A 19,914-nucleotide genomic window follows, 5' to 3' on the forward strand; every position below is an offset into this window, starting at 1 on the left:
ACACATGGGTCGCTCAACTCTTGGTCAGACTGCGTTCTATCCCGGATTCCCACTGCTCGATCATTGCCACACCCACCTCTGCGAACGACTGATGGGTTCGGCAATGCTCAAGCATTTCCTCCATCGCCGTCTGCATGCCATGAACAACCTGCAGCAGTAGTTCATTGCACCGGCCTTCAGTGAGATTGCACGCCGTACGACCGAAGCGGATGAGCGCCTTGTGCTTGGGCCATGCCTTCGACCCGCCCAACAGCAAGGCCAGGCTGTCGTTCCTGATGTAAACCGATGTGGTGATGATGTCGTAAGCCGGGGCCAGCCGGATCGAAGCCTGCGCACCGCAATGGTCATACAGCACACCGAAGTTCTTCAGATGCGCATCGCCGTTTTTCAGTCCCGCTGACAGCGCTACGATCTTGAAAAAAGCTTCCAGCGCCTGACTCAACAGCGCAGGCGAAACAAAGGCCTTGATCTGTCGGGCAGCGCCTTCGTAAGAACCATCGTACTTGGCTCTGGAAGGCCAACCATTGAGTACGCAAAAGTCCTCGAAACCCAGATAGCCGTGCTCAATCAGGTCAAAACGCTCGACCACCAGAAACTTGCCCTGCTCACTCAATTCAAACTTTGGCACTTCAAGTCCGCTAAGCGCGGCGGCGCGCATACAGAAGTACTCGTTGGTCGCCAGCTCGGGAAACTCTTCGGGATGGAAGGCTTTGAGCAGATGTGTGGAGCCTCGGTGAGTCAGGCGATCAACTGCTGCCGCGCTATCGCGTACCAGCACTTTGGGCTGCACGCCCGAAACCCCGGAGTATTGGCCGTACTTCTGTAACAAGTCATCGAACAGTCCCTGGGCACCGTCATGCACCAGAAGCTCGGCCAGTGATGTTTCGGGCTGACGCTCGGTTGCCGACTCACTGGTAATCGCCAGCCGCCCCAACTGATGCGGTCCGACAATAGCGAGCAAGGCGAAATCATCAAAACCGCGGACGGCCTTACTGAAGCGTCGAACCAGCTCATCGCGCAACGCGCCTTCCGGCAGATTCATTTCGAAAACGGGATGAATGCCCCGCTCCCAGCCGTAGCTCTCCAGCCGGGTCGGCATTGTCAGCGACACCGCATTTTCGTCGATGGCGTCCTCGCGATAGCTGAACACACTGTCCATGCCCGGCTGCCCTCGACCGAGCGTTCCGACCAGGCTATCAGCGACGGTGATGTGCAAGCGATCTGTCGGCTCAGTCATGGAAATTGACCTTCTGCAACGCGTCGAGTGTCGGGCGTTGCGCTCTCACTGGAACCGCAGTCAGCTCATAGCCAAAGCCGTTGAGGATCGCCTCGACTTTGCGCAGACCAATTTCAGAAATCGTATTGTTTTCGATACCCGAAATGGTGGCGCGGCTCATGCCGTAACGTTGCGCCAGCGCCTGTTGCGAGAGTTTTTGCGCTTTGCGCAGAGTTCTGATCAATTCACCCAACTGTTCCATGACACACCAGTGCATTATATGCAGTGCAAGAAAGTGTAATTAAAATTATATGCATCGTATTTGATGCCAATTCAGGGCGAGTCTAGCTTAGATGAAACGGCATGTGCGGGCCGATTAGCGACTGGTTACAAATCCAAGCTCAAAAACCGTAACCTGCACATCACTACTCACCCGCACCTGCCCCCCATGCAATTGCATGATCGACTGCACGATCGCCAATCCCAATCCGCCGGAATCTCCCGGTTCGGCGCGGGATGGGTCGACGCGGTAGAAGCGATCGAACAGTCTGCCCAGATGCTCATCCGCGATGACCGGGCCAAGGTTGTGGACTTGCAACCAGCACACGCCTGGCTCATCGCGCCGGCACAGGCTGATGACCGAACCTGCGTCGGCATGGCGTACGGCGTTGGCCAGCAGATTGCCCAAGGCGCGTTGCAGCAGTTGCTGATCGGCCAGCAAATCTCCGCTGAGCGTGTTTTCGAGGCGGATTCCACGGTCATCGGCCAGGGCTTCGAAGTACTCGCACAACTCACTGCCGATTTCGTGCAACTTCAGTGTGCGCAAATCGAGCGCCCGCTCCGCCTGTTCTGCGCGAGCGAGAAACATCAGGTTTTCGGCCATGCGCTTGAGCCGTTCGAATTCTTCCATGTTTGACGCCAGCACTTCCTGATACTCCGCGCTGCTGCGTGGGTGATTTAGTGCCTGGCCATTGCTCGCGAGCAAGGTGTGCAGCGGCGTGCGGATTTCATGGGCAAGGTCGGCGGAAAACTGCGAGAGGCGCTGGAAGCCGTCGTCCAGCCGCACGAGCATGCCGTTGAGCGCCTGCACCGGTTCGAGCAATTCCGCTGGTGTGCCTTTTGCGGGCAAGCGTTGATCGAGGCTGCGCAGGTCGATACCGCGCACCGCCTCGCTCAGCTTGCGCAGAGGAAGCAAACCCCGGCGCAACAAAACCAACCCGAGGGCAAAGGCGAGTAAAGCACCGAGTCCGACAGCCAGGTACAAACGCAGGCGATAACTGCCGAGCATCTGCTCGCGTTCGCTCAATACCTTGCCGGCGATCACGGTCAGCGATTCGCCATTCGGGCCTTGGGCCTGACCTGACAACAGCGCCAACTCGACACCGTCGGGCGCCTGCCAGGTCAGCACATCGCTGCGTTGCGGAGGTTGCTCTCGCGGAATGGCCCGCACGGTCGGAAGTGCGCGTTGGCGGGGGTTGATCGCGATCACGTTCGAGCCGTCCGCACGTTGCACCAACAGCAGACTGTCGAGGTTGCCAAGCATGTTCTGGTACAGCCGTGGCCGTGCCTGCAAGGCGTCGAGGCTGTCGCTGTCGGCGAGCAGCGCGCTTACCTGTTCCAGACGACCGAGCAAGGCCATGTCGTCGCGCCAGGCGATTTCCGAGGCCAGCGAGCGATACAGGAACACGCCAATCGCGCTGAGCACCAAGGCACAGACTGCAGCGAATGCCAGCGCCAGGTGCCAGGCAATGGATCTAGCGCGCATCGTCGGGCGCTTCCAGTTGATAGCCGACCCCGCGCACCGTGTGGATCAGTTTGGGCATGTACGGATCATCGACTTTCGAACGCAAGCGGCGCACTGCGACTTCGACCATGTTGGTGTCGCTGTCGAAATTCAGGTTCCACACTTGCGAGGCAATCAGCGTGCGCGACAGCACTTCGCCCTGACGGCTGGCGAGTAAATGCAGCAGGGCGAATTCCTTGTTGGTCAGGGCGATACGCTGACCGCCTCGGCTGACCCGGCGGCGCAGCACGTCGATTTCCAGATCGGCGATGCTGTACGACTCGGCTTCGCGCATCGGCCCGCGCCGCAACAACGTGCGCACCCGCGCGAGCAATTCGGCGAAGGCGAACGGCTTGAGCAAATAGTCATCGGCCCCCAGTTCGAGACCGCGCACGCGATCTTCGATCGCATCCTTCGCCGTCAGGAACAGAACCGGCGTGGCGCCACGCTGACGGATCAGTTGCAGCAATTGCCAGCCGTTGAGGCCTGGCAGCATCACATCGAGGATGATCAGGTCGTAGTCCTGCTGCTCGATGAAGTAGCGCCCGTCGAGGCCATTCAGCGCCACATCCACGGCAAAACCCGACTCACCCAGCCCTTTGGCGAGGAAATTCGCGGTTTTGGCTTCATCTTCTACAACCAGCAAACGCATGGCACACCTCGATTATTCAGAGGCACAGGCTAGGCCCCTTCCGCGGCGTTGCCCATTACAAACTTGTAATCCGACTGACGAGGTTTCGACGGGGACCGGCGGATAAGGTGGCGGCCTTCGCTTCTGGAGCCTGTCCATGTCCGCTAAATACTTGGTTGCCAGCCTGGCAATCGGCCTCGGCACTGCCGCGTTCGCCGCACCTGAGCTACCCCGCCACGCCGATCTCGATCTGAAAACCGCTCGGCTGCTGGCCGATGCGACGCTGGAAAACTGCACCGGCACGGTGTCGGTGCTCGACCGGGGCGGCAACCTGTTGGTGACCTTGCGCGGCGACGGTATCGGCCCGCACAACACCGTCGCCAGCCAACGCAAGGCCTACACCGCGCTGTCGACGAAAACCCCGACCCGGTTGTTCGCCGAGCGTGCCCGAAGCAACCCGGAAGCCGTCAACCTCAACACTCTCGATAAATTGCTGTTGCTCGGTGGCGGCATCCCGTTGTTTGCCGGCAAAGAACTGGTCGGCGCCATGGGCGTGGCCGGTTCCGGTGGCGGCGAGCAGGACGAAAAATGCGCGATCAAGGCCGCCGAAATCGTCGGCCTGTCCATCAACCGTACTTGAACCCAGGAGCATCACCATGACCCCACTGCGCATGACTTTCGCCGCGCTCGGCCTGAGCGCTTTTTCGAGCCTGGCGCTGGCCGCCGGCAACCCGCTGAGCGTACACGTACTCAATCTGGAAAACGGTCTGCCATCGCCGGGTATCAACGTGACACTGGAACGCCACGTGGGCCAGAACTGGCAGCCGCTGGCGCAGGGCACTACCAATGAACAGGGGCGGATCGCCGAACTGTTCCCGGCGAACAAACCGTTCGAGGCGGGTGAATATCGAGTGGTATTCAAGACCGGCGAGTACTTCGAGAAGACGAAGCACGAGACGTTTTTCCCGGAGATTCCGGTGATTTTCAAAGTGGAGCAGACGGATCAGCACTACCACATTCCGTTGCTGCTGAGCCCGTATGGCTTCTCCACTTATCGCGGTTCGTAAGCCATTGATCGGTAGCGATCAGAGTGTCGCCAGCGCGCGCAATCGCGTGGCGTCGAGGATTTCGATTTCGCCATAACTCAAGCCGATAATCCCCTGCCCCTGCAGCTCCTTGAGGATCTGGTTGGTGGTCTGGCGCGACAGCGACAGCATCGATGCCAGTTGCTCCTGAGGCAGTTGCAGCACCCGGCGTGGCGGATCGAGTTCGCCGTAGCCTTCGGCGATCATCAGCAAGCGATGAGCCAGACGCGCCGGGGCCGGCAGCAGGCTCAGCTGTTCAAGGTTGATGAAGGTCAGACGCAGTTTGTGGCTCATCAGCAAGGCCAGATGCCGCCAGTAAACGGGGTGTTCGTCGAGCAGCTTCAGTAGCGTGGCCTGAGGAATGTTCAGCAGGGTGCAAGGCCCGACCGCATAAGCATCGTGGGTGCGTGGCTGACCGTCGAACAAGCAGATTTCGCCGAACCAGTGCGGCGCCTCCACCAGGCTCAGCAATGCCTCCTTGCCCTGCTCGCTGACCGCACCGATGCGCACTGCGCCGTCGAGCACCGCGTACAACCCGCATGGCGCATCGCCGCGCTGGAACAGCCGCTGCCCCGCCGCCAGCCGCCGCTCCTTGGCCGTCGCCAGCAGACTATCCTGAAAGGACGAAGGCAGATGACTGAACCATTGCCCGGTCAGCAGGCGCTCGCGCCAGACCTTATCCATGCGTTCTCCTAAAGATTGTCGCCTGCCTGACAGAGCGAACCGTTTACCCGGGGCATGATTCGATCACCCTACAGGAGGAACAACAATGAAAAGCCTCGTCGATCATTTGAGTCAATACGCCGCTTACCACCGTGACCCGCGCAACATCGCCAGCCACTTTATCGGGATTCCGCTGATTGTGGTGGCGGTGGCCGTGCTGTTGTCGCGGCCGGAATGGTCGGTGGGCGGATTGTGGATTTCGCCTGCCGTTATCTTGGCGCTGGCCTCGGCGTGGTTTTACCTGCGACTGGAAGTGAAACTCGGTGTGTTGATGACGGTGCTGATGGGGCTTTCCGTCTGGGCCGGGCATGTATTGGCACAGCAGAGCACCATGGTCTGGCTCAGCAGCGGTCTGGCGATGTTCGTGATTGGCTGGGTGATACAGTTTGTCGGGCACCACTATGAAGGGCGCAAACCGGCGTTCGTCGATGACTTGAGCGGGTTGATTGTCGGGCCGCTGTTTGTGGTGGCCGAGTTGGCGTTCATGCTCGGGATGCGTCATGAGCTGAAAGAGCAGATTGAAGCGAGGGCGGGTGTGGTGCGGGTCAATCCGAATCGTGCGGCTGTCTGAATACAGGCTGATTCGCTCGTTCCCACGCTCTGCGTGGGAATGCATCCCGCGGCGTTCCCACGCAGAGCGTGGGAACGCGCAAGATCAAACGTTGGCGACTTTCTGCCAAACCTTCGGCTTGAAGAACAACGTCTCCCCCTTCGCCAACCCGGTCAGGCTGTCGTGGTCTTTCACCACTTCCGCCTCGATCAGATCCGTCTGACCTTCAACCTTCAACGTCACCCGCGTGGTCGCGCCCAGCGGCCGGATATCGCGAACTTCAGCGGCGTGGTGATCCTCCAGCTCATGCCGCGACAGCGACACTTCGTGCGGACGGAACAGCACGTGGTTGTCATCACCCAGATGCAGACGGTTCGAATCGCCGAGGAAGTGATAGACGAAATCGCTGGCCGGGTTTTCGTAGACATCGCCCGGTGAGCCAATCTGCTCAATCACACCCTTGTTCATCACCACGATGCGGTCAGCCACTTCCATCGCCTCTTCCTGGTCGTGGGTCACGAACACCGAGGTCAGGTTGATGTCTTCGTGCAGGCGCGCCAGCCAGCGGCGCAGCTCTTTACGCACCTTGGCGTCGAGGGCACCGAACGGCTCGTCGAGCAGCAGCACTTTCGGTTCTACCGCCAGGGCGCGAGCCAAAGCGATACGCTGACGCTGGCCGCCAGACAGTTGCTCCGGATAACGATCCGACAACCAGTCCAGTTGCACCATGTTCAGCAGCTCGTGAACCTTGGTCGCGATCTGGCTTTCGCTCGGGCGCTGGTTTTTCGGCTTCATGCGCAGGCCGAATGCGACGTTGTCGAACACCGTCATGTGGCGGAACAGGGCGTAGTGCTGGAACACGAAACCGACGTTGCGATCCCGCACGTCGTGGCCGGAAACGTCTTCGCCGTGGAACACGATGTTGCCGTTATCCGGGGTTTCCAGACCGGCAATAATGCGCAGCAAGGTGGTCTTGCCGCAGCCGGACGGACCGAGCAGCGCCACCAGCTCGCCGCTGTGGATGTCCAGGCTGATGTTGTCCAGCGCCTTGAACGCGTTGAAATTCTTGCTGACGTTACGCACTTCGATCGACATGAATTATTCCTCCGCGGCGCTGGCGCGCAGGCGGTTGATACGGTTTTCGCTCCACTGCTTGAGCAGCAGGATGAAGAGCGCCAGGATCAGCAACAGGCTCGCCACGGCGAACGCGGCCACGTGGTTGTATTCGTTGTAGAGGATCTCGACGTGCAGCGGCAAGGTGTTGGTCACCCCGCGAATGTGCCCGGAAACCACCGACACCGCACCGAACTCACCCATGGCCCGCGCGGTACACAGCACCACGCCATAGATCAGGCCCCATTTGATGTTGGGGACGGTCACGTGCCAGAACATCTGCCAGCCATTGGCGCCGAGCAGACGCGCGGCTTCCTCTTCCTGAGTGCCTTGTTCCTGCATCAGCGGGATCAGCTCACGGGCCACGAACGGCACGGTGACGAAGATCGTCGCCAGCACGATGCCCGGCAGGGCGAAGACGATCTGGATGTCGTGATCCTGCAGCCACGGCCCGAACAGGCCCTGGGCGCCGAACATCAACACATAGACCAGACCTGCGATCACCGGCGACACCGAGAACGGCAGGTCGATCAGCGTCACCAGCATACTCTTGCCACGGAACGAGTATTTGCTCACGCACCACGCGGCGCTGACACCGAACACCAGGTTCAGCGGCACCGAAATCAGCACGGCGATCACCGTGAGTTTCAGCGCCGACAAGGCATCCGGTTCAAAGATCGCGGTGAAGAACGCACCGAGGCCGTTCTTCAAACCCTGCGACACCACGATGAACAGCGGCAACAGCAGAAACAGGAAGAAAATCAGCCAGCCGAGGCCGATCAGGATTCTGCGCGAAGTGGCGCTGCCACGGCGGGCGGCGTTGGCCGAGGAAGCGGCCGCAATAGACGATTGGGACATGGTTCGCGCCTCCTTATGGGGTTTCGATGCGCCGCTGCAGCAAGTTGATCAGCAGCAACAGGACGAAGGAAACCACCAGCATCAGCACGCCGATGGAGGTAGCGCCGGTGTAGTCGTACTGGTCGAGCTTGACCATGATCAGCAGCGGCAGGATCTCGGTTTTCATCGGCATGTTGCCGGCGATGAAAATCACCGAACCGTACTCGCCGACGCCCCGGGCGAACGCCAGGGCAAAACCGGTCAGCCAGGCTGGCAACAATGCTGGCAGCAGGATGTGGCGGAACACCTGCAACGGCTTGGCACCGAGGCACGCCGCCGCTTCTTCGACTTCACGCGGAATGTCAGCCAGCACCGGCTGCACCGTGCGCACCACGAACGGCAGGGTCACGAAGGTCAGCGCCAGGGTAATCCCGAGCGGGGTGTAGGCAATCTTGAAACCGAGGTCGGCGGCGAACTGCCCGACCAGCCCGGTCGGCGTGTACAACGCAGTGAGCGCGATACCGGCCACTGCGGTCGGCAGGGCGAACGGCAGATCGATCATCGCGTCGATCACCTTGCGCCCCGGGAACGTGTAGCGCACCAGCACCCAGGCCAGCAACGTGCCGATGATGCCGTTGATGATCGCGGCGCACAGCGCAGTGCCGAAGCTCAGCTTCAGTGCGGCGAGAACGCGGGGCGCGGAGATGATCGTCCAGAACTGATCCCAGGTGAGTTGGGCGGCGTGGACGAACATCGCCGCCAGCGGGATAAGCACAATCAGGCTGAGGTACACCAAGGTGTAGCCCAGCGTCAGCCCGAAGCCGGGTATGACGGGGGAGATACGACGCGACATAAAAGTCCTTGGTTTGAGAACGCGCAAAGCCCCGAACATAAATCCGGGGCTCGTTTTAGGCTATTGAAACTTACTGCGCCTGATAGATCTGGTCGAACACGCCACCGTCGTTGAAGAATTTCGGCTGCGCGGTTTTCCAGCCGCCGAAGTCCTTGTCGATGGTCACCAGTTCCAGTTTCGGGAACTGCTGGGCGTACTTGGCAGCCACGTCCTTGTCACGCGGGCGGTAGAAGTTCTTCGCCGCGATTTCCTGGCCGGCCGGGCTGTACAGGTGCTTGAGGTAGGCTTCGGCGATCTGCTCGTTGCCCTTTTTCTCGGCGTTCTTGTCGACCACCGCCACCGGTGGTTCGGCGAGGATCGACAGCGAAGGCACGACGATGTCGAACTTATCCTTGCCGCCGTCTTCTTTCAGCGCCAGGAAGGCTTCGTTTTCCCAGGCCAGCAACACGTCACCCTGACCGTTGTTGACGAAGGTGATGGTCGAGCCACGGGCGCCGGTGTCCAGAACCGGAACGTGCTTGAACAGGGTTTGGACGTACTCCTTGGCTTTCGCTTCGTTGCCGCCGTTGGCTTTCAGGCCGTAGGCCCATGCCGCGAGGAAGTTCCAGCGCGCACCGCCGGAGGTTTTAGGGTTCGGAGTGATCACCGAGACGTCGTTCTTGACCAGGTCGCCCCAGTCCTTGATGCCTTTCGGGTTGCCCTTGCGCACCAGGAACACGATAGTCGAGGTGTACGGGGTGCTGGCGTCCGGCAGACGCTTCTGCCAGTCGGCCGGCAGGGTCTTGCCGAGCTTGGCGATTTCGTCGATGTCGCCGGCCAGGGCCAGGGTCACGACGTCGGCGCGCAGACCGTCGATCACCGCACGGCCCTGCTTGCCCGAACCGCCGTGGGATTGCTGGATTTTCACGGTGTCGCCGGCATGCTCTGCCTGCCAGTACTTCACGAATTCGGCGTTGTAATCCTGATACAGCTCGCGCGTCGGGTCATACGAAACGTTGAGCAGTTCGTAATCCTTGGCAACCGCGGAACCGGCAAACACAGCGCTGGCCAGGGCGGCCAAAGCGTAACGGCGAATCGACGACATGGTGAAAGCTCCTGGAATTCTTGGTGGTGGCTTTTTCTTATGTATTGCTGGAATCGGGTTGCTCATTCAACGACCGCAGCCTGTGGCAGCTTCTGCCAACAGCTCCCCGCAGGAGCTGCCGCAGACTACGAATCAGGCCGGTTTGTTACCCGGTTGCTGCAGACGGAATTTCTCTTTGCGTTCGATCTGGACCACTTGGGCGTTGTGCACAGTGATTTCCACCGCGCCGAAACGCAGGTCGCGCAAGGCGCTCTGGATTTCGCGCAAGATGGTGGTTTCGTCCTGACCGTCAACGCTACGCAGGGATGCGCTCATGGTGCTGCTCCTTTGTATGGGATATGCCTGGCAGTGGGCGGCACTGCGTTCGGCGTGGGAGCAATATAAGAGAGGCGCGGATATTCTTAAAAAGACTATTTAAGAATGTTTATATAACTGGAAAACATTATGTGATGCAGCAAGGGTTTGCGGCGGATTTGCCCGATTACAAACCCGCTGTGCACAACCGTCAGCCGATTGCCGGCGCTCGGGTCCAGTCGATTTGAGCTTCGGGCACCGGCCGCCCGAACCAGTAGCCCTGCCCCAGATCGCAGGCCTGCTCCAGCAGGAACGCCGCCTGCTCGGCCTGCTCGATGCCCTCGGCATGTACCTGCATGCCCATGCTGCGCGCCAGGGCGATGATCACCCGGACGATCGCCGCGTCGTCCTCGTCCCACGGCAGGCCGGCGACGAAGCCCTGATCGATCTTGAGTTTCTGCACCGGCAGGCGCTTGAGCCGCAGCAGCGACGAATAACCGGTGCCAAAGTCATCGATGGCCAGGCGAATGCCCAGCTCGCGCAGACGATGCATCTGTTCCAGCGCGACTTCCGGATCGTCCATCACCGCGCTTTCGGTAACTTCCAGTTCCAGATAGGCCGGGTCCAGCCCGGTGTCGTGCAGCACTTGCGCCACCTGTTGATAAAGCTCGCGGCGGGCGAACAGCCGCGACGACACGTTCACCGCGACAAACGACAGCACGACCCCGGCCTGCTGCCATTGGCACATCTGCCGGCAGGCTTGCTGCATGACCCAAGCGTCGATTTCCGAGATCATCCCGGTGCGCTCGGCAATCGGGATGAACTCCGCCGGCGACACCAGCCCCCGCTGCGGATGCTCCCAGCGCACCAGCGCCTCGACGCCGATCAGGCGGCTGGTTTTCAGGTCGTGCACCGGTTGGTAGTAAACCCGCAGTTCTTGCTGCTCCAGCGCACGGCGCAGTTCGAAGGCGATCTCGACCCGCTGCTGGGCGTGGGCGGTGAGTTCTTCGGTGTACAGCGCGTAGCCGTTGCGGCCGCTGCTCTTGGCCTTGAACAGCGCCGCATCGGCGTTGCGCAACAGCTGTTCGGCGCTCAACGCATCGCTGGGAAACAGACTGATGCCGAGGCTGGCGTTGATGAACAGTTCATGACCGTCGAGGCAGAACGGCTCCTTGAGCGCATCGAGAATGCGTTGGGCCAGCGCCGCCGCCTGCGCAGGCTGTGGACAACTTTCCGCCAATACTGCGAATTCATCACCACCCAGCCGCGCCAGGGTGATGCCAGAGCCGAACAGCGCCTGCAAACGCGCGGCGACCGCCTTGAGCAAGCGGTCACCGATGTTGTGGCCGAGGCTGTCGTTGATCAGTTTGAAGTGGTCCAGATCGATCATCAGCAGCGCACAGCCGCGCTTGTGGGTCTGCGCCGACGCCAGCGCCTGTTCGGCGCGATCGCTGAACAGCAGGCGATTGGGCAGATCGGTCAGCGGATCGTGGTGGGCCAGGTGCTTGAGTTCATGCTCGGAATCCTTGATCGCGCTGATATCGGAAAACACCGCGACGTAGTGGCTGAGCCGACCGTCTTCGTCCCGAATGACGCGGATCGTCTGCCATTGCGGATAAATCTCGCCGCTTTTACGACGGTTCCAGATCTCGCCGCTCCATTCATCCTGCGCCTGCAATGTGGCGAACATCGCCTGATAGAACCCCGGAGGATGGTGCCCGGACTTGAACAGGCTGGGCTGCTGGCCAATGACTTCTTCACGCTGATAACCGGTGATTTCCATGAAGGCGCGATTGACGTGCACGATCAGCCCCTGCCGATCCGTGACCAGCACGCCTTCGCGGGTGCAGTCGAACACCGCCGCAGCCTGACGCAGGCGTTCGCGATCCGCCTGGCGTTCGCGCAACCGGGCACCAATGCCCAGGCACTCGAACAGGCGCGCCCGGGCAAGAAAGATCAAACCGGCGCTGAACACCACAAAGGCATAGCCGTTGATCAGTTGCCAACGCAGCAACTCATCAGAGCTATCGAAGAAACTGTTCAATAAATAGCCAATGCCTTGCAGCCAGACAACGGCAAGGACCAAGTAAAGCAGCGCTGCACGCAAGGCATCGCGGTATGAGGCAGACATTCGGCCGTCCATGTCCCTACAAAAATGTCGGGATTATAGGTCAAGAAACATCCAGCCATCTCTTATCTGAAAGGGCGACTGGTTTTATCTGTGTGCTTGGTGATAATGCAACGGCTGTTTTTTCTTTATCGAGGGCCCTATAGCCTATGTGGTACGAAGGTTTTCTTGGCTTGTCGGCCTGGTCACTGGTCGCCGTCACCCTGCTGATGACCCATGTGACGATCGTTGCCGTCACGGTCTACTTGCACCGCTACTCGGCCCATCGCTCCCTGGAGCTGAATGCTGGCCTGAAGCATTTCTTCCGTTTCTGGCTGTGGCTGACCACGGCGCAGAACACCCGCGAGTGGACGGCCATCCACCGCAAACACCACGCCAAATGCGAAACCGTCGATGACCCGCACAGCCCGGTCGTCAAGGGTCTGTCGACAGTGCTGCGCAAAGGCGCCGAGCTGTACCGCGAGGAAGCGCAGAACGCCGAGACCCTGCGCATCTATGGCAAGAACTGCCCGGAAGACTGGATCGAGCGCAACCTCTACAGCCGCCACCGGTTGCTGGGCATTGCAATCATGGCGGTCGTCGACCTGCTGCTGTTCGGCACCATCGGCATCACCATCTGGGCGATCCAGATGATGTGGATTCCGGTCTGGGCCGCCGGCGTGGTCAATGGTCTCGGCCATGCCATCGGCTACCGCAACTTCGAATGCCGCGATGCCGCGACCAATCTGGTGCCATGGGGCATCCTGATCGGCGGCGAAGAGCTGCACAACAACCATCACACCTACCCCAACTCGGCCAAACTGTCGGTCAAGAAGTGGGAGTTCGACCTCGGTTGGGCCTGGATCCAGGTCTTCAGCTTCCTGCGTCTGGCCAAGGTGCAGCGCGTTGCGCCGATCGCCCACCGCGTCGAAGGCAAGGGCAGCCTGGACATGGACACCGCCATGGCGATCCTCAACAACCGCTTCCAGATCATGGCCCAGTACCGCAAGCTGGTGATCGGGCCGCTGGTCAAGCAGGAGCTGGACAAGGTCGATCATTCGGTACGCCATCAGTTCCACCGCGCCAAGCGTCTGCTTTCCCGTGAAACCAGCCTGCTGGAGGATCGCCACCACGCGCGCATCCAGAACATGCTCGAGCACAGCCAGGCGCTGAAGGTAATTTACGAGAAACGTCTGGCCCTGCAGCAGATCTGGGTCAAGACCAGCGCAAATGGCCACGACATGCTCGCGGCCATCAAGGAATGGGTACACGAGGCCGAGGCCAGCGGTATCCAGTCCCTGCGCGAATTCGCCGACCAGTTGAAAACCTACTCGCTGCGCCCCGCCGCCGTCTGATGCCGTTGATCGGTGCGCCCGGTTCCGGGGCGCACCCTTCGGAACTTCACCCCCGATCCCCTATCTCAAAGACACTTCGCCACCCCCGGCGGGCTGTCCCGTGGCCGTTGTCGACTGATCGGCACGCCCTTTGAGATCCGTGTCGATGGTCAACAACAATCAAAAAGACTCATCCCTTCCCCAGTGGCCAGAGGCCGCACAAACCCTGATGGCGCTGATGCACGCCCAGGGCGAAGTGGCGCGCCTGAGCGAACGCGAACAGCTGTTCAGCTCGCTGCTGGTCAGCGTCAACGCCGTGCTTTGGGCCTTCAACTGGGAAACCCGTCAGGTGCTCTACGTCAGCCCCGCCTATGAACGGATTTTCGGCCGTTCGGCCGCCCTGTTGCTCGCCGACCATAACCAGTGGCGCGACAGCATCTACCCCGAGGATCTGGAATACGCCGAACGCAGCCTCGCCGAAGTGCTGCACAAAGGCGCCGTGGAAGACCGCGAATACCGGATCATCGACGCCGACGGTCAGGTGCGCTGGATCAGCGACAAGTGCTTCATCAACCGCCAGGAAGAACCGGGACAACCGGTGATCATCGTCGGCATCGCCGAAGACATCACCGAGAAAAAACAGATGGAAACCGAGCTGCAACGCCTGGCCACCACCGACGTGCTGACCCAAAGCAGCAACCGTCGACACTTCTTCGAATGCGCCAACCGCGAGTTTGAAGAAGCCCGTTTGCAGGGTGCGCCACTGGCGTTTCTGTTGCTGGACATCGATGACTTCAAAGTGATCAACGATACCTACGGCCACCCGGAAGGCGACCACGTGCTGCAACGAATCGCCGAAAGTGGCCGCGCCTCGTTGCGTCGGGGGGATCTGTTCGGACGGATTGGCGGTGAGGAATTTGCTGCGGTTTTTCCGGGCTGCGCGCCGGACATGGCGATGCAGGTGGCCGAGCGCCTGCAACAGGAAATCCAGCGTCTGAGCTTCAGCCACGGTGAACAGGCCTTCGGCATCACCGTCAGCCAGGGCCTCACCAGCCTCACCCCGGAAGACGAAAGCCTCGACGACCTGTTCGCCCGAGCCGATGCGGCGATGTACGAGGCCAAGCGTCAGGGCAAGAACCGGATCATTTCCGGCTGAACACAGCGCTGATGCGGAACAAGCGCTATTTGCGCATCCGCATCAGCTCCGGCAGCCCGATCTTGAGCAAGCGCGCCGTGCGACTCTTAGCCAGCTCCTCGACGCCCTCGTGCTCGGTCAGTCGCGCCATTTGCGCCGCCATGTTCATCACCAGCGCTTCGCGGGAGTACACCCCGCCACCGAGCTGGTAGACGGATGCAATCAACTCGCGCAACTCCAGCGGCAAACGCCAGCGAGTACGCAACGCCGAGCCGTACGCCGCACCGAATTCCGCCAGCGCATCGCCGACTTCCTCCAGTTCATCCAGCTCGCCGCCGGCCTGCTTCCACTCCTGCAAACAACGCAGCAACGCCAGATCGCCGAGACGATGGAGCATCCCGGCGCAATAGCAGCGTTCCTGATCCAGATCGAGCAGACGCGCCAGGGTACGCGCGTATTCAGCGGTGTGTAGCGACAGGCCCCAATAGCGCTCCGCGTAGTCCGCCAGGCATGGATCGCTGAGTCTGGCGCTGCGCTTGAGGGCCAGGCCGAGGATCAGGTTCATGCTTTGGCCGGTGCCCAGGCGATGCAGCGCCTGAGCCAGGGTCTGCACCGCCGCACCGTGATGCTGAGCGGCACTGTTGGCTGCGGCGATCAACACGGCGGTGATCTGCGGGTCGGTGCGGACTTCCTCTTCCAGCAGCTTCAGATCCAGCCCGTTGGGGTTGAGGCTGCGTTTGACCGCCACCTGTACGTCGGTCATCAACGGTGCGCCGTCGGCCTGCTCGCGGCGACGCTCGAGGAACACCGACAGGGTCATGCCCGGCGCCAGTGCAGGCACTTCGCAGAACACTTCCTCGCCGGCATTGAGCAGCAGCCCCTGCAAACGCTCGGTCAGGCTTTCCATGTTCAGGGGTTTGGCCAGATAGGCCGTCGGCGCCAATGGCAGGGCTTCGCGCACACTGGCGCTGTCGTTGCGGCTGCTCATCAGAATGAACGGCAGCGGCGGATTGCGTTTGCGCTGGCGGACACTGCGCAACACATTCAAACCGTCGACACCGGGCAGCTCCCAGTCGACGATCGCCAGGTCATAGGGGACTTCGCTGAGCAGCGTCATCGCCTCCTGGCCATCGGCGCACAGATCCAGCCGCGCATCGCAGCGCACGTTGAGCAAAACCTGTTTGAGCAGGTCACGAGACCATGGGTCCGCCTCGGCAATCAGGACTCGGGGTACAGCGGGTAATTCGACGGCAGGCATGCTCGCCCTCCCTTGCAATGCTTGAACCTTAGCCAATGCTGGCGTTTCGATACAGCTCGAATGCGGGGTATGTGTTTCAGCAAGCGTAAAAAAACCCGCCGAAGCGGGTTTTTTGTCGATCCGATCACACAGTGCCCGGGCTTACAGCTCCGAGAAGCACTCTTCGATGATCGCCAGGCCTTTGTCCAGTTGCTCGTCCGGCGAGGTCAGCGGTACCAGGACGCGCAGAACGTTGCCGTAGGTGCCGCAGGACAGCAGGATCAGGCCCTTGTCACGCGCCTTGGCCACGACGGCAGCGACTGCGGTCGGGTTTGGCTTGTGACTGTCGCCGTTTTCGAACAGCTCGACGGCAATCATGGCGCCCAGGGCACGGACTTCGCCGATCACCGGGTACTTGGCCTGGATGGCCTTCAGGCCGGTTACCAGACGCTCGCCGACAGCCTTGCAGCGGTCCAGCAGTTTTTCTTCTTCGAACACTTCCATCACGGCCAGGGCCGCGGCGCAAGCGATCGGGCTACCGGCGTAGGTGCCGCCCAGGCCGCCTGGCGCGATGGCGTCCATGTATTCGGCCTTGCCGCAGACACCAGCCAGCGGGAAGCCGCCAGCGATGGATTTGGCGAAGGTGGTCAGGTCGGCGGCAACGCCCATCTGTTCCATGGCGAAGAAAGTACCGGTACGGCCAGCGCCGGTCTGCACTTCGTCAGCGATCAGCAGGATGCCGTGCTGGTCGCACAGGGCACGCAGACGCTTCATGAATTCCTTCGGCGCGACGTAGAAACCACCTTCACCCTGCACAGGCTCGATGATGATCGCGGCGATGTCTTTCGGCTCGGCGTCGTTCTTGAAGATGCGTTCGATGGAAGCGATCGAGTCGTCGATGCTCACGCCGTGCAGTTCGTTCGGGTACAGCGCGCGGAAGATGCCGCCTGGCATCAGGCCCATGCCGGCCGAGTAAGGCACGACTTTACCGGTCAGGCCCAGGGTCATCATGGTGCGACCGTGGTATGCGCCGGTGAAAGCGATCACGCCAGCACGGCCAGTGGCAGCACGGGCGATCTTCACGGCGTTTTCAACGGCTTCGGAACCGGTGGTCACCAGCAGGGTTTTCTTGGCGAAGTCACCCGGTACGCGAGCGTTGATTTTTTCGCACAGCTCAACGTATGGCTCGTAGGCCAGTACCTGGAAGCAGGTGTGAGTCAGCTTGTTCAGCTGTTCGGTCACGGCGGCGATGATTTTCGGGTGCACGTGGCCGGTGTTCAGCACGGCGATACCGCCGGCGAAGTCAATGAACTCGCGACCTTCAACGTCGGTCACGGTCGCGTTCTTCGCGGACTCGGCAAAAATCGGGTGGATCTGGCCAACACCACGTGGAACAGCTGCGGTACGACGGGCCATCAGTTCAGCGTTAGTCTTGCTCATTACAGTCCTCATTCACCGCTCATCGGGCGGCGTGGTTCAAGGATTAAGCGGGAGGAATCGGCGGTGGCAGCATGCGATGATCGACTGCCACGGCGTTCCCGGCCGCAGAGAAAATTCCGGTTTGAAACGACGCAAAGGGACAGCGCTCTCGTGCCCTTTGCGTTTGCAGCGATCCCTTTCTCGGCTTAGATGCCCAGGCAGAGGTATTTGATTTCCAGGTAATCTTCGATGCCGTACTTGGAGCCTTCACGGCCCAGGCCCGAGGCCTTGATGCCGCCGAACGGCGCGACTTCGTTGGAGATCAGCCCGGTGTTCACGCCGACCATGCCGTATTCCAGGGCTTCAGCCACACGGAACACACGGCCCAGGTCACGAGCGTAGAAGTAGGAAGCCAGACCGAACTCGGTGTCGTTCGACATCGCGATCACTTCGGCTTCGTCTTTGAAGCGGAACAGCGGCGCCAGCGGACCGAAGGTTTCTTCCTTGGCCACCGCAGCGTTTTTCGGCACGTTGGTCAGGATGGTCGGTTCGAAGAAGTTGCCTTCCATCTGCTTGCCACCGGCCAGCACGGTTGCGCCTTTGGCAACGGCGTCAGCGATGTGCTCTTGCACCTTGGCCACAGCTTTCTCGTCGATCAGCGGGCCAGTGGTGGTGCCATCTTCCAGACCGTTGCCGATCTTCAGTTTGGCGACGGCCGCTTTCAGCTTCTCGGCGAAGGCGTCGTAGACCGAATCCTGAATGTACAGACGGTTGGCGCAGACGCAGGTCTGGCCGTTGTTGCGATACTTGGAAATGATCGCGCCTTCGACGGCCTTATCCAGGTCCGCGTCGTCGAACACGATGAACGGTGCGTTGCCGCCCAGTTCCAGCGAGACTTTCTTGATGTCCTTGGCGCATTCCGACATCAGCTGACGACCGATTTCGGTCGAACCGGTGAAGGACAGTTTGCGCACGATCGGGTTGCTGGTCAGCTCGCTGCCGATGTCGCCGGCGCTGCCGGACACCACGCTGAACACGCCTTTAGGGATGCCGGCGCGCTGGGCCAGTTCGGCCAGAGCGAATGCGGAGAACGGGGTTTGCGAAGCAGGCTTGAGCACCATGGTGCAACCGGCAGCCAGGGCCGGGCCTGCTTTACGGGTGATCATCGCCGCCGGGAAGTTCCACGGGGTGATGGCGGCGGTCACGCCGATCGGCTGCTTGATCACGATCAGGCGCTTGTCAGGCTGGTGGCCCGGAATCACGTCGCCGTAGATGCGCTTGGCTTCTTCGGCGAACCACTCGATGAACGAAGCGGCGTAAACGATCTCGCCCTTGGCTTCGGCCAGTGGCTTGCCCTGCTCAAGGGTCATCAGGCGAGCCAGGTCTTCCTGGTTCTCGATGATCAGTTCGAACCAGCGACGCAGCTTGCCTGCACGCTCCTTGGCGGTCAGTGCACGCCAGGCCGGCAGCGCCTTGTCGGCGGCTTCGATGGCACGGCGGGTTTCGGCAGCGCCCATCTTCGGCACGGTGCCCAGGATTTCGCCAGTGGCCGGGTTGTTGACCTTGATCGTCTGACCGTTGTCCGCGTCGACCCAAGCGCCATCGATGAAGGCTTGCTGGCGGAACAACTGGGTGTCTTTAAGCTGCATGTCGGCTTTCCTTAACAGCACCGCGGCCAGCGCGGAGCAAAATTATGATTGTAGAAAGGCGCCTCGCAAGGCTGCCGTCAGGGAAATCATTCACCGGGCTGAAGCACCTGAAGTGTGCACGGTTGCAAACACGTGCGGCTCGGCACCCGATCAAAGAGCGTTTGAAATCTCAAACGGATCGTAGGATCAAAGGGGGTAAAGGACAATAGGTCGTTCGAAAAAAAGAACAAAAACGCCGCTTTTGCCGGATTTTTCAGATCAACGAGCAAACCAGCCTGCGCCGCAACGAAACCTTAGTTCAGTCCCGCCAAAGCGCCAAGCGAGCCTTTTGCAGGACGTTACAGCTTTATGGAATGCAGCGCTTTCGACCGACACGCGCACTGACAATAAGCGCCAAAACCCGGCATGGACGCCCCGAGCCGACCTAGGTATGATGTCGCCCGCTGCACCAGTAGCTCAGCTGGATAGAGTACTGCCCTCCGAAGGCAGGGGTCGTGGGTTCGAATCCCGCCTGGTGCGCCATGAACAGAAACGAAAAAGCCTCAGGCCGTAAGGTCTGGGGCTTTTTTGTGGGTGCTGATTGGCGACTCACTCCGTCGTCCAGTCAAACTCGTCATATTCATCATCGTCTTCGTCGTCCTCGATCAACTCATCATCAAGAACGTCTTCCTCCAGATCCTCTTCTGCCTGTTTCGCCAGAAGAAACTCCTTGCGACTCTCGGTCACTGCTCGCCGCAGTTCCTCACCCTTCACCGGGCAGTTGAGCATTTGGGCGATGCGGTCGATTTTTTGGGCCACGGCATCCTCCAGCGCATCGGCAATGGCCTGATAGTGCGCGTTTTTGCGGGGCAATGCCAAATGGCT

20 protein-coding genes and 1 tRNA gene are annotated in these 19,914 nt (G+C 60.6%); 6 read left to right on the forward strand and 15 right to left on the reverse strand.

Annotated elements, in window-relative coordinates; translation table 11 throughout:
- Positions 1–13: 13 nt before the first annotated feature.
- The 4 genes from AC3WRD_RS02300 to AC3WRD_RS02315 all read right to left on the reverse strand — a co-directional run bounded on the left by AC3WRD_RS02300 (position 14) and on the right by AC3WRD_RS02315 (position 3,651).
- Positions 14–1,237 (reverse strand): type II toxin-antitoxin system HipA family toxin, encoded by a 1,224-nt coding sequence (locus tag AC3WRD_RS02300; RefSeq protein ID WP_102620566.1) that lies wholly within the window; start codon positions 1,235–1,237, stop codon positions 14–16.
- Positions 1,230–1,478, reverse strand: coding sequence for a helix-turn-helix domain-containing protein (locus tag AC3WRD_RS02305; protein WP_085746304.1), 249 nt, complete (start codon positions 1,476–1,478; stop codon positions 1,230–1,232). Before AC3WRD_RS02305 ends, AC3WRD_RS02300 begins: the two co-directional genes overlap by 8 nt.
- Before the next feature lie 114 nt (positions 1,479–1,592).
- On the reverse strand, positions 1,593–2,981 hold the full coding sequence (locus AC3WRD_RS02310) for a heavy metal sensor histidine kinase (RefSeq protein WP_102620565.1): 1,389 nt from the start codon (positions 2,979–2,981) through the stop codon (positions 1,593–1,595).
- Entirely contained in the window at positions 2,971–3,651 is a 681-nt protein-coding gene (locus tag AC3WRD_RS02315) for a heavy metal response regulator transcription factor (RefSeq protein WP_102620564.1), read from the reverse strand. Before AC3WRD_RS02315 ends, AC3WRD_RS02310 begins: the two co-directional genes overlap by 11 nt.
- Before the next feature lie 136 nt (positions 3,652–3,787).
- Here AC3WRD_RS02315 and AC3WRD_RS02320 point away from each other — a divergent pair, with 136 nt between their 5' ends.
- A complete protein-coding gene (locus tag AC3WRD_RS02320; protein ID WP_102620563.1) occupies positions 3,788–4,270 on the forward strand; it encodes a GlcG/HbpS family heme-binding protein in 483 nt (160 codons plus the stop codon).
- A 16-nt stretch (positions 4,271–4,286) separates the two neighbouring features.
- Positions 4,287–4,697, forward strand: coding sequence for a hydroxyisourate hydrolase (uraH, locus tag AC3WRD_RS02325; protein ID WP_102620562.1), 411 nt, complete (start codon positions 4,287–4,289; stop codon positions 4,695–4,697).
- A gap of 18 nt (positions 4,698–4,715) precedes the next feature.
- Here the strand turns inward: uraH and AC3WRD_RS02330 are convergent, their stop codons facing one another.
- The gene (locus tag AC3WRD_RS02330; protein ID WP_102620561.1) at positions 4,716–5,399 is read right to left on the reverse strand and encodes a Crp/Fnr family transcriptional regulator; all 684 of its coding nucleotides are present in this window, start codon (positions 5,397–5,399) and stop codon (positions 4,716–4,718) included.
- 85 nt (positions 5,400–5,484) lie between these two features.
- On the opposite strand from AC3WRD_RS02330, the gene AC3WRD_RS02335 reads away from it, so the two are divergent.
- Positions 5,485–6,009: an Mpo1 family 2-hydroxy fatty acid dioxygenase gene (locus AC3WRD_RS02335; RefSeq protein ID WP_102620560.1), complete on the forward strand. Its 525-nt coding sequence runs from the start codon at positions 5,485–5,487 to the stop codon at positions 6,007–6,009.
- 84 nt (positions 6,010–6,093) lie between these two features.
- On the opposite strand, the gene AC3WRD_RS02340 is transcribed toward AC3WRD_RS02335, so the two are convergent.
- The 6 genes from AC3WRD_RS02340 to dibA form a co-directional block, all read right to left on the reverse strand.
- Positions 6,094–7,083, reverse strand: coding sequence for a sulfate/molybdate ABC transporter ATP-binding protein (locus AC3WRD_RS02340; RefSeq protein ID WP_102620559.1), 990 nt, complete (start codon positions 7,081–7,083; stop codon positions 6,094–6,096).
- A 3-nt stretch (positions 7,084–7,086) separates the two neighbouring features.
- Positions 7,087–7,959 (reverse strand): sulfate ABC transporter permease subunit CysW, encoded by an 873-nt coding sequence (gene cysW, locus AC3WRD_RS02345; RefSeq protein ID WP_064361637.1) that lies wholly within the window; start codon positions 7,957–7,959, stop codon positions 7,087–7,089.
- Between the two features lie 13 nt (positions 7,960–7,972).
- Positions 7,973–8,791, reverse strand: coding sequence for a sulfate ABC transporter permease subunit CysT (cysT, locus tag AC3WRD_RS02350; protein WP_007952818.1), 819 nt, complete (start codon positions 8,789–8,791; stop codon positions 7,973–7,975).
- A gap of 70 nt (positions 8,792–8,861) precedes the next feature.
- On the reverse strand, positions 8,862–9,875 hold the full coding sequence (locus AC3WRD_RS02355; protein WP_096821860.1) for a sulfate ABC transporter substrate-binding protein: 1,014 nt from the start codon (positions 9,873–9,875) through the stop codon (positions 8,862–8,864).
- A 132-nt stretch (positions 9,876–10,007) separates the two neighbouring features.
- Positions 10,008–10,190, reverse strand: a complete 183-nt coding sequence (oscA, locus tag AC3WRD_RS02360) for a sulfur starvation response protein OscA (RefSeq protein ID WP_085733386.1) — start codon at positions 10,188–10,190, stop codon at positions 10,008–10,010.
- 190 nt (positions 10,191–10,380) lie between these two features.
- On the reverse strand, positions 10,381–12,300 hold the full coding sequence (gene dibA, locus AC3WRD_RS02365) for a phosphodiesterase DibA (protein ID WP_096821859.1): 1,920 nt from the start codon (positions 12,298–12,300) through the stop codon (positions 10,381–10,383).
- A 146-nt stretch (positions 12,301–12,446) separates the two neighbouring features.
- On the opposite strand from dibA, the gene desA reads away from it, so the two are divergent.
- Both desA and AC3WRD_RS02375 read left to right on the forward strand, forming a co-directional pair.
- Positions 12,447–13,631: a delta-9 fatty acid desaturase DesA gene (gene desA / locus AC3WRD_RS02370; RefSeq protein ID WP_096821858.1), complete on the forward strand. Its 1,185-nt coding sequence runs from the start codon at positions 12,447–12,449 to the stop codon at positions 13,629–13,631.
- Positions 13,632–13,776: 145 nt separating this feature from the next.
- Positions 13,777–14,766 carry a GGDEF domain-containing protein gene (locus AC3WRD_RS02375; protein ID WP_102620558.1) on the forward strand — a complete coding sequence of 330 codons (990 nt, stop codon included), beginning with the start codon at positions 13,777–13,779 and terminating at the stop codon, positions 14,764–14,766.
- 25 nt (positions 14,767–14,791) lie between these two features.
- Here the strand turns inward: AC3WRD_RS02375 and AC3WRD_RS02380 are convergent, their stop codons facing one another.
- From AC3WRD_RS02380 to gabD, 3 genes are all read right to left on the reverse strand, one after another.
- Positions 14,792–16,003: a response regulator gene (locus AC3WRD_RS02380; protein ID WP_102620557.1), complete on the reverse strand. Its 1,212-nt coding sequence runs from the start codon at positions 16,001–16,003 to the stop codon at positions 14,792–14,794.
- A 141-nt stretch (positions 16,004–16,144) separates the two neighbouring features.
- Positions 16,145–17,422: a 4-aminobutyrate--2-oxoglutarate transaminase gene (gabT, locus tag AC3WRD_RS02385; protein WP_007957613.1), complete on the reverse strand. Its 1,278-nt coding sequence runs from the start codon at positions 17,420–17,422 to the stop codon at positions 16,145–16,147.
- Positions 17,423–17,607: 185 nt separating this feature from the next.
- The gene (gene gabD / locus AC3WRD_RS02390; RefSeq protein ID WP_085712649.1) at positions 17,608–19,050 is read right to left on the reverse strand and encodes an NADP-dependent succinate-semialdehyde dehydrogenase; all 1,443 of its coding nucleotides are present in this window, start codon (positions 19,048–19,050) and stop codon (positions 17,608–17,610) included.
- A 445-nt stretch (positions 19,051–19,495) separates the two neighbouring features.
- Here gabD and AC3WRD_RS02395 point away from each other — a divergent pair.
- Positions 19,496–19,572: transfer RNA gene (locus AC3WRD_RS02395), tRNA-Arg, on the forward strand.
- 66 nt (positions 19,573–19,638) lie between these two features.
- On the opposite strand, the gene AC3WRD_RS02400 is transcribed toward AC3WRD_RS02395, so the two are convergent.
- A complete protein-coding gene (locus AC3WRD_RS02400; protein ID WP_219737388.1) occupies positions 19,639–19,908 on the reverse strand; it encodes a hypothetical protein in 270 nt (89 codons plus the stop codon).
- Positions 19,909–19,914 lie beyond the last annotated feature (6 nt).

The organism is Pseudomonas sp. FW215-R2 (genome assembly GCF_058789255.1).

What these genes read in the sequence shown, in the direction of transcription:
- AC3WRD_RS02300 (WP_102620566.1), bottom strand. Translation starts at nt 1,237, where the DNA reads ATGACTGAGCCGACAGATCGCTTGCACATCACCGTCGCTGATAGCCTG.
- AC3WRD_RS02305 (WP_085746304.1), bottom strand. Translation starts at nt 1,478, where the DNA reads ATGGAACAGTTGGGTGAATTGATCAGAACTCTGCGCAAAGCGCAAAAA.
- AC3WRD_RS02310 (WP_102620565.1), bottom strand. Translation starts at nt 2,981, where the DNA reads ATGCGCGCTAGATCCATTGCCTGGCACCTGGCGCTGGCATTCGCTGCA.
- AC3WRD_RS02315 (WP_102620564.1), bottom strand. Translation starts at nt 3,651, where the DNA reads ATGCGTTTGCTGGTTGTAGAAGATGAAGCCAAAACCGCGAATTTCCTC.
- AC3WRD_RS02320 (WP_102620563.1), top strand. Translation starts at nt 3,788, where the DNA reads ATGTCCGCTAAATACTTGGTTGCCAGCCTGGCAATCGGCCTCGGCACT.
- uraH (WP_102620562.1), top strand. Translation starts at nt 4,287, where the DNA reads ATGACCCCACTGCGCATGACTTTCGCCGCGCTCGGCCTGAGCGCTTTT.
- AC3WRD_RS02330 (WP_102620561.1), bottom strand. Translation starts at nt 5,399, where the DNA reads ATGGATAAGGTCTGGCGCGAGCGCCTGCTGACCGGGCAATGGTTCAGT.
- AC3WRD_RS02335 (WP_102620560.1), top strand. Translation starts at nt 5,485, where the DNA reads ATGAAAAGCCTCGTCGATCATTTGAGTCAATACGCCGCTTACCACCGT.
- AC3WRD_RS02340 (WP_102620559.1), bottom strand. Translation starts at nt 7,083, where the DNA reads ATGTCGATCGAAGTGCGTAACGTCAGCAAGAATTTCAACGCGTTCAAG.
- cysW (WP_064361637.1), bottom strand. Translation starts at nt 7,959, where the DNA reads ATGTCCCAATCGTCTATTGCGGCCGCTTCCTCGGCCAACGCCGCCCGC.
- cysT (WP_007952818.1), bottom strand. Translation starts at nt 8,791, where the DNA reads ATGTCGCGTCGTATCTCCCCCGTCATACCCGGCTTCGGGCTGACGCTG.
- AC3WRD_RS02355 (WP_096821860.1), bottom strand. Translation starts at nt 9,875, where the DNA reads ATGTCGTCGATTCGCCGTTACGCTTTGGCCGCCCTGGCCAGCGCTGTG.
- oscA (WP_085733386.1), bottom strand. Translation starts at nt 10,190, where the DNA reads ATGAGCGCATCCCTGCGTAGCGTTGACGGTCAGGACGAAACCACCATC.
- dibA (WP_096821859.1), bottom strand. Translation starts at nt 12,300, where the DNA reads ATGTCTGCCTCATACCGCGATGCCTTGCGTGCAGCGCTGCTTTACTTG.
- desA (WP_096821858.1), top strand. Translation starts at nt 12,447, where the DNA reads ATGTGGTACGAAGGTTTTCTTGGCTTGTCGGCCTGGTCACTGGTCGCC.
- AC3WRD_RS02375 (WP_102620558.1), top strand. Translation starts at nt 13,777, where the DNA reads ATGGTCAACAACAATCAAAAAGACTCATCCCTTCCCCAGTGGCCAGAG.
- AC3WRD_RS02380 (WP_102620557.1), bottom strand. Translation starts at nt 16,003, where the DNA reads ATGCCTGCCGTCGAATTACCCGCTGTACCCCGAGTCCTGATTGCCGAG.
- gabT (WP_007957613.1), bottom strand. Translation starts at nt 17,422, where the DNA reads ATGAGCAAGACTAACGCTGAACTGATGGCCCGTCGTACCGCAGCTGTT.
- gabD (WP_085712649.1), bottom strand. Translation starts at nt 19,050, where the DNA reads ATGCAGCTTAAAGACACCCAGTTGTTCCGCCAGCAAGCCTTCATCGAT.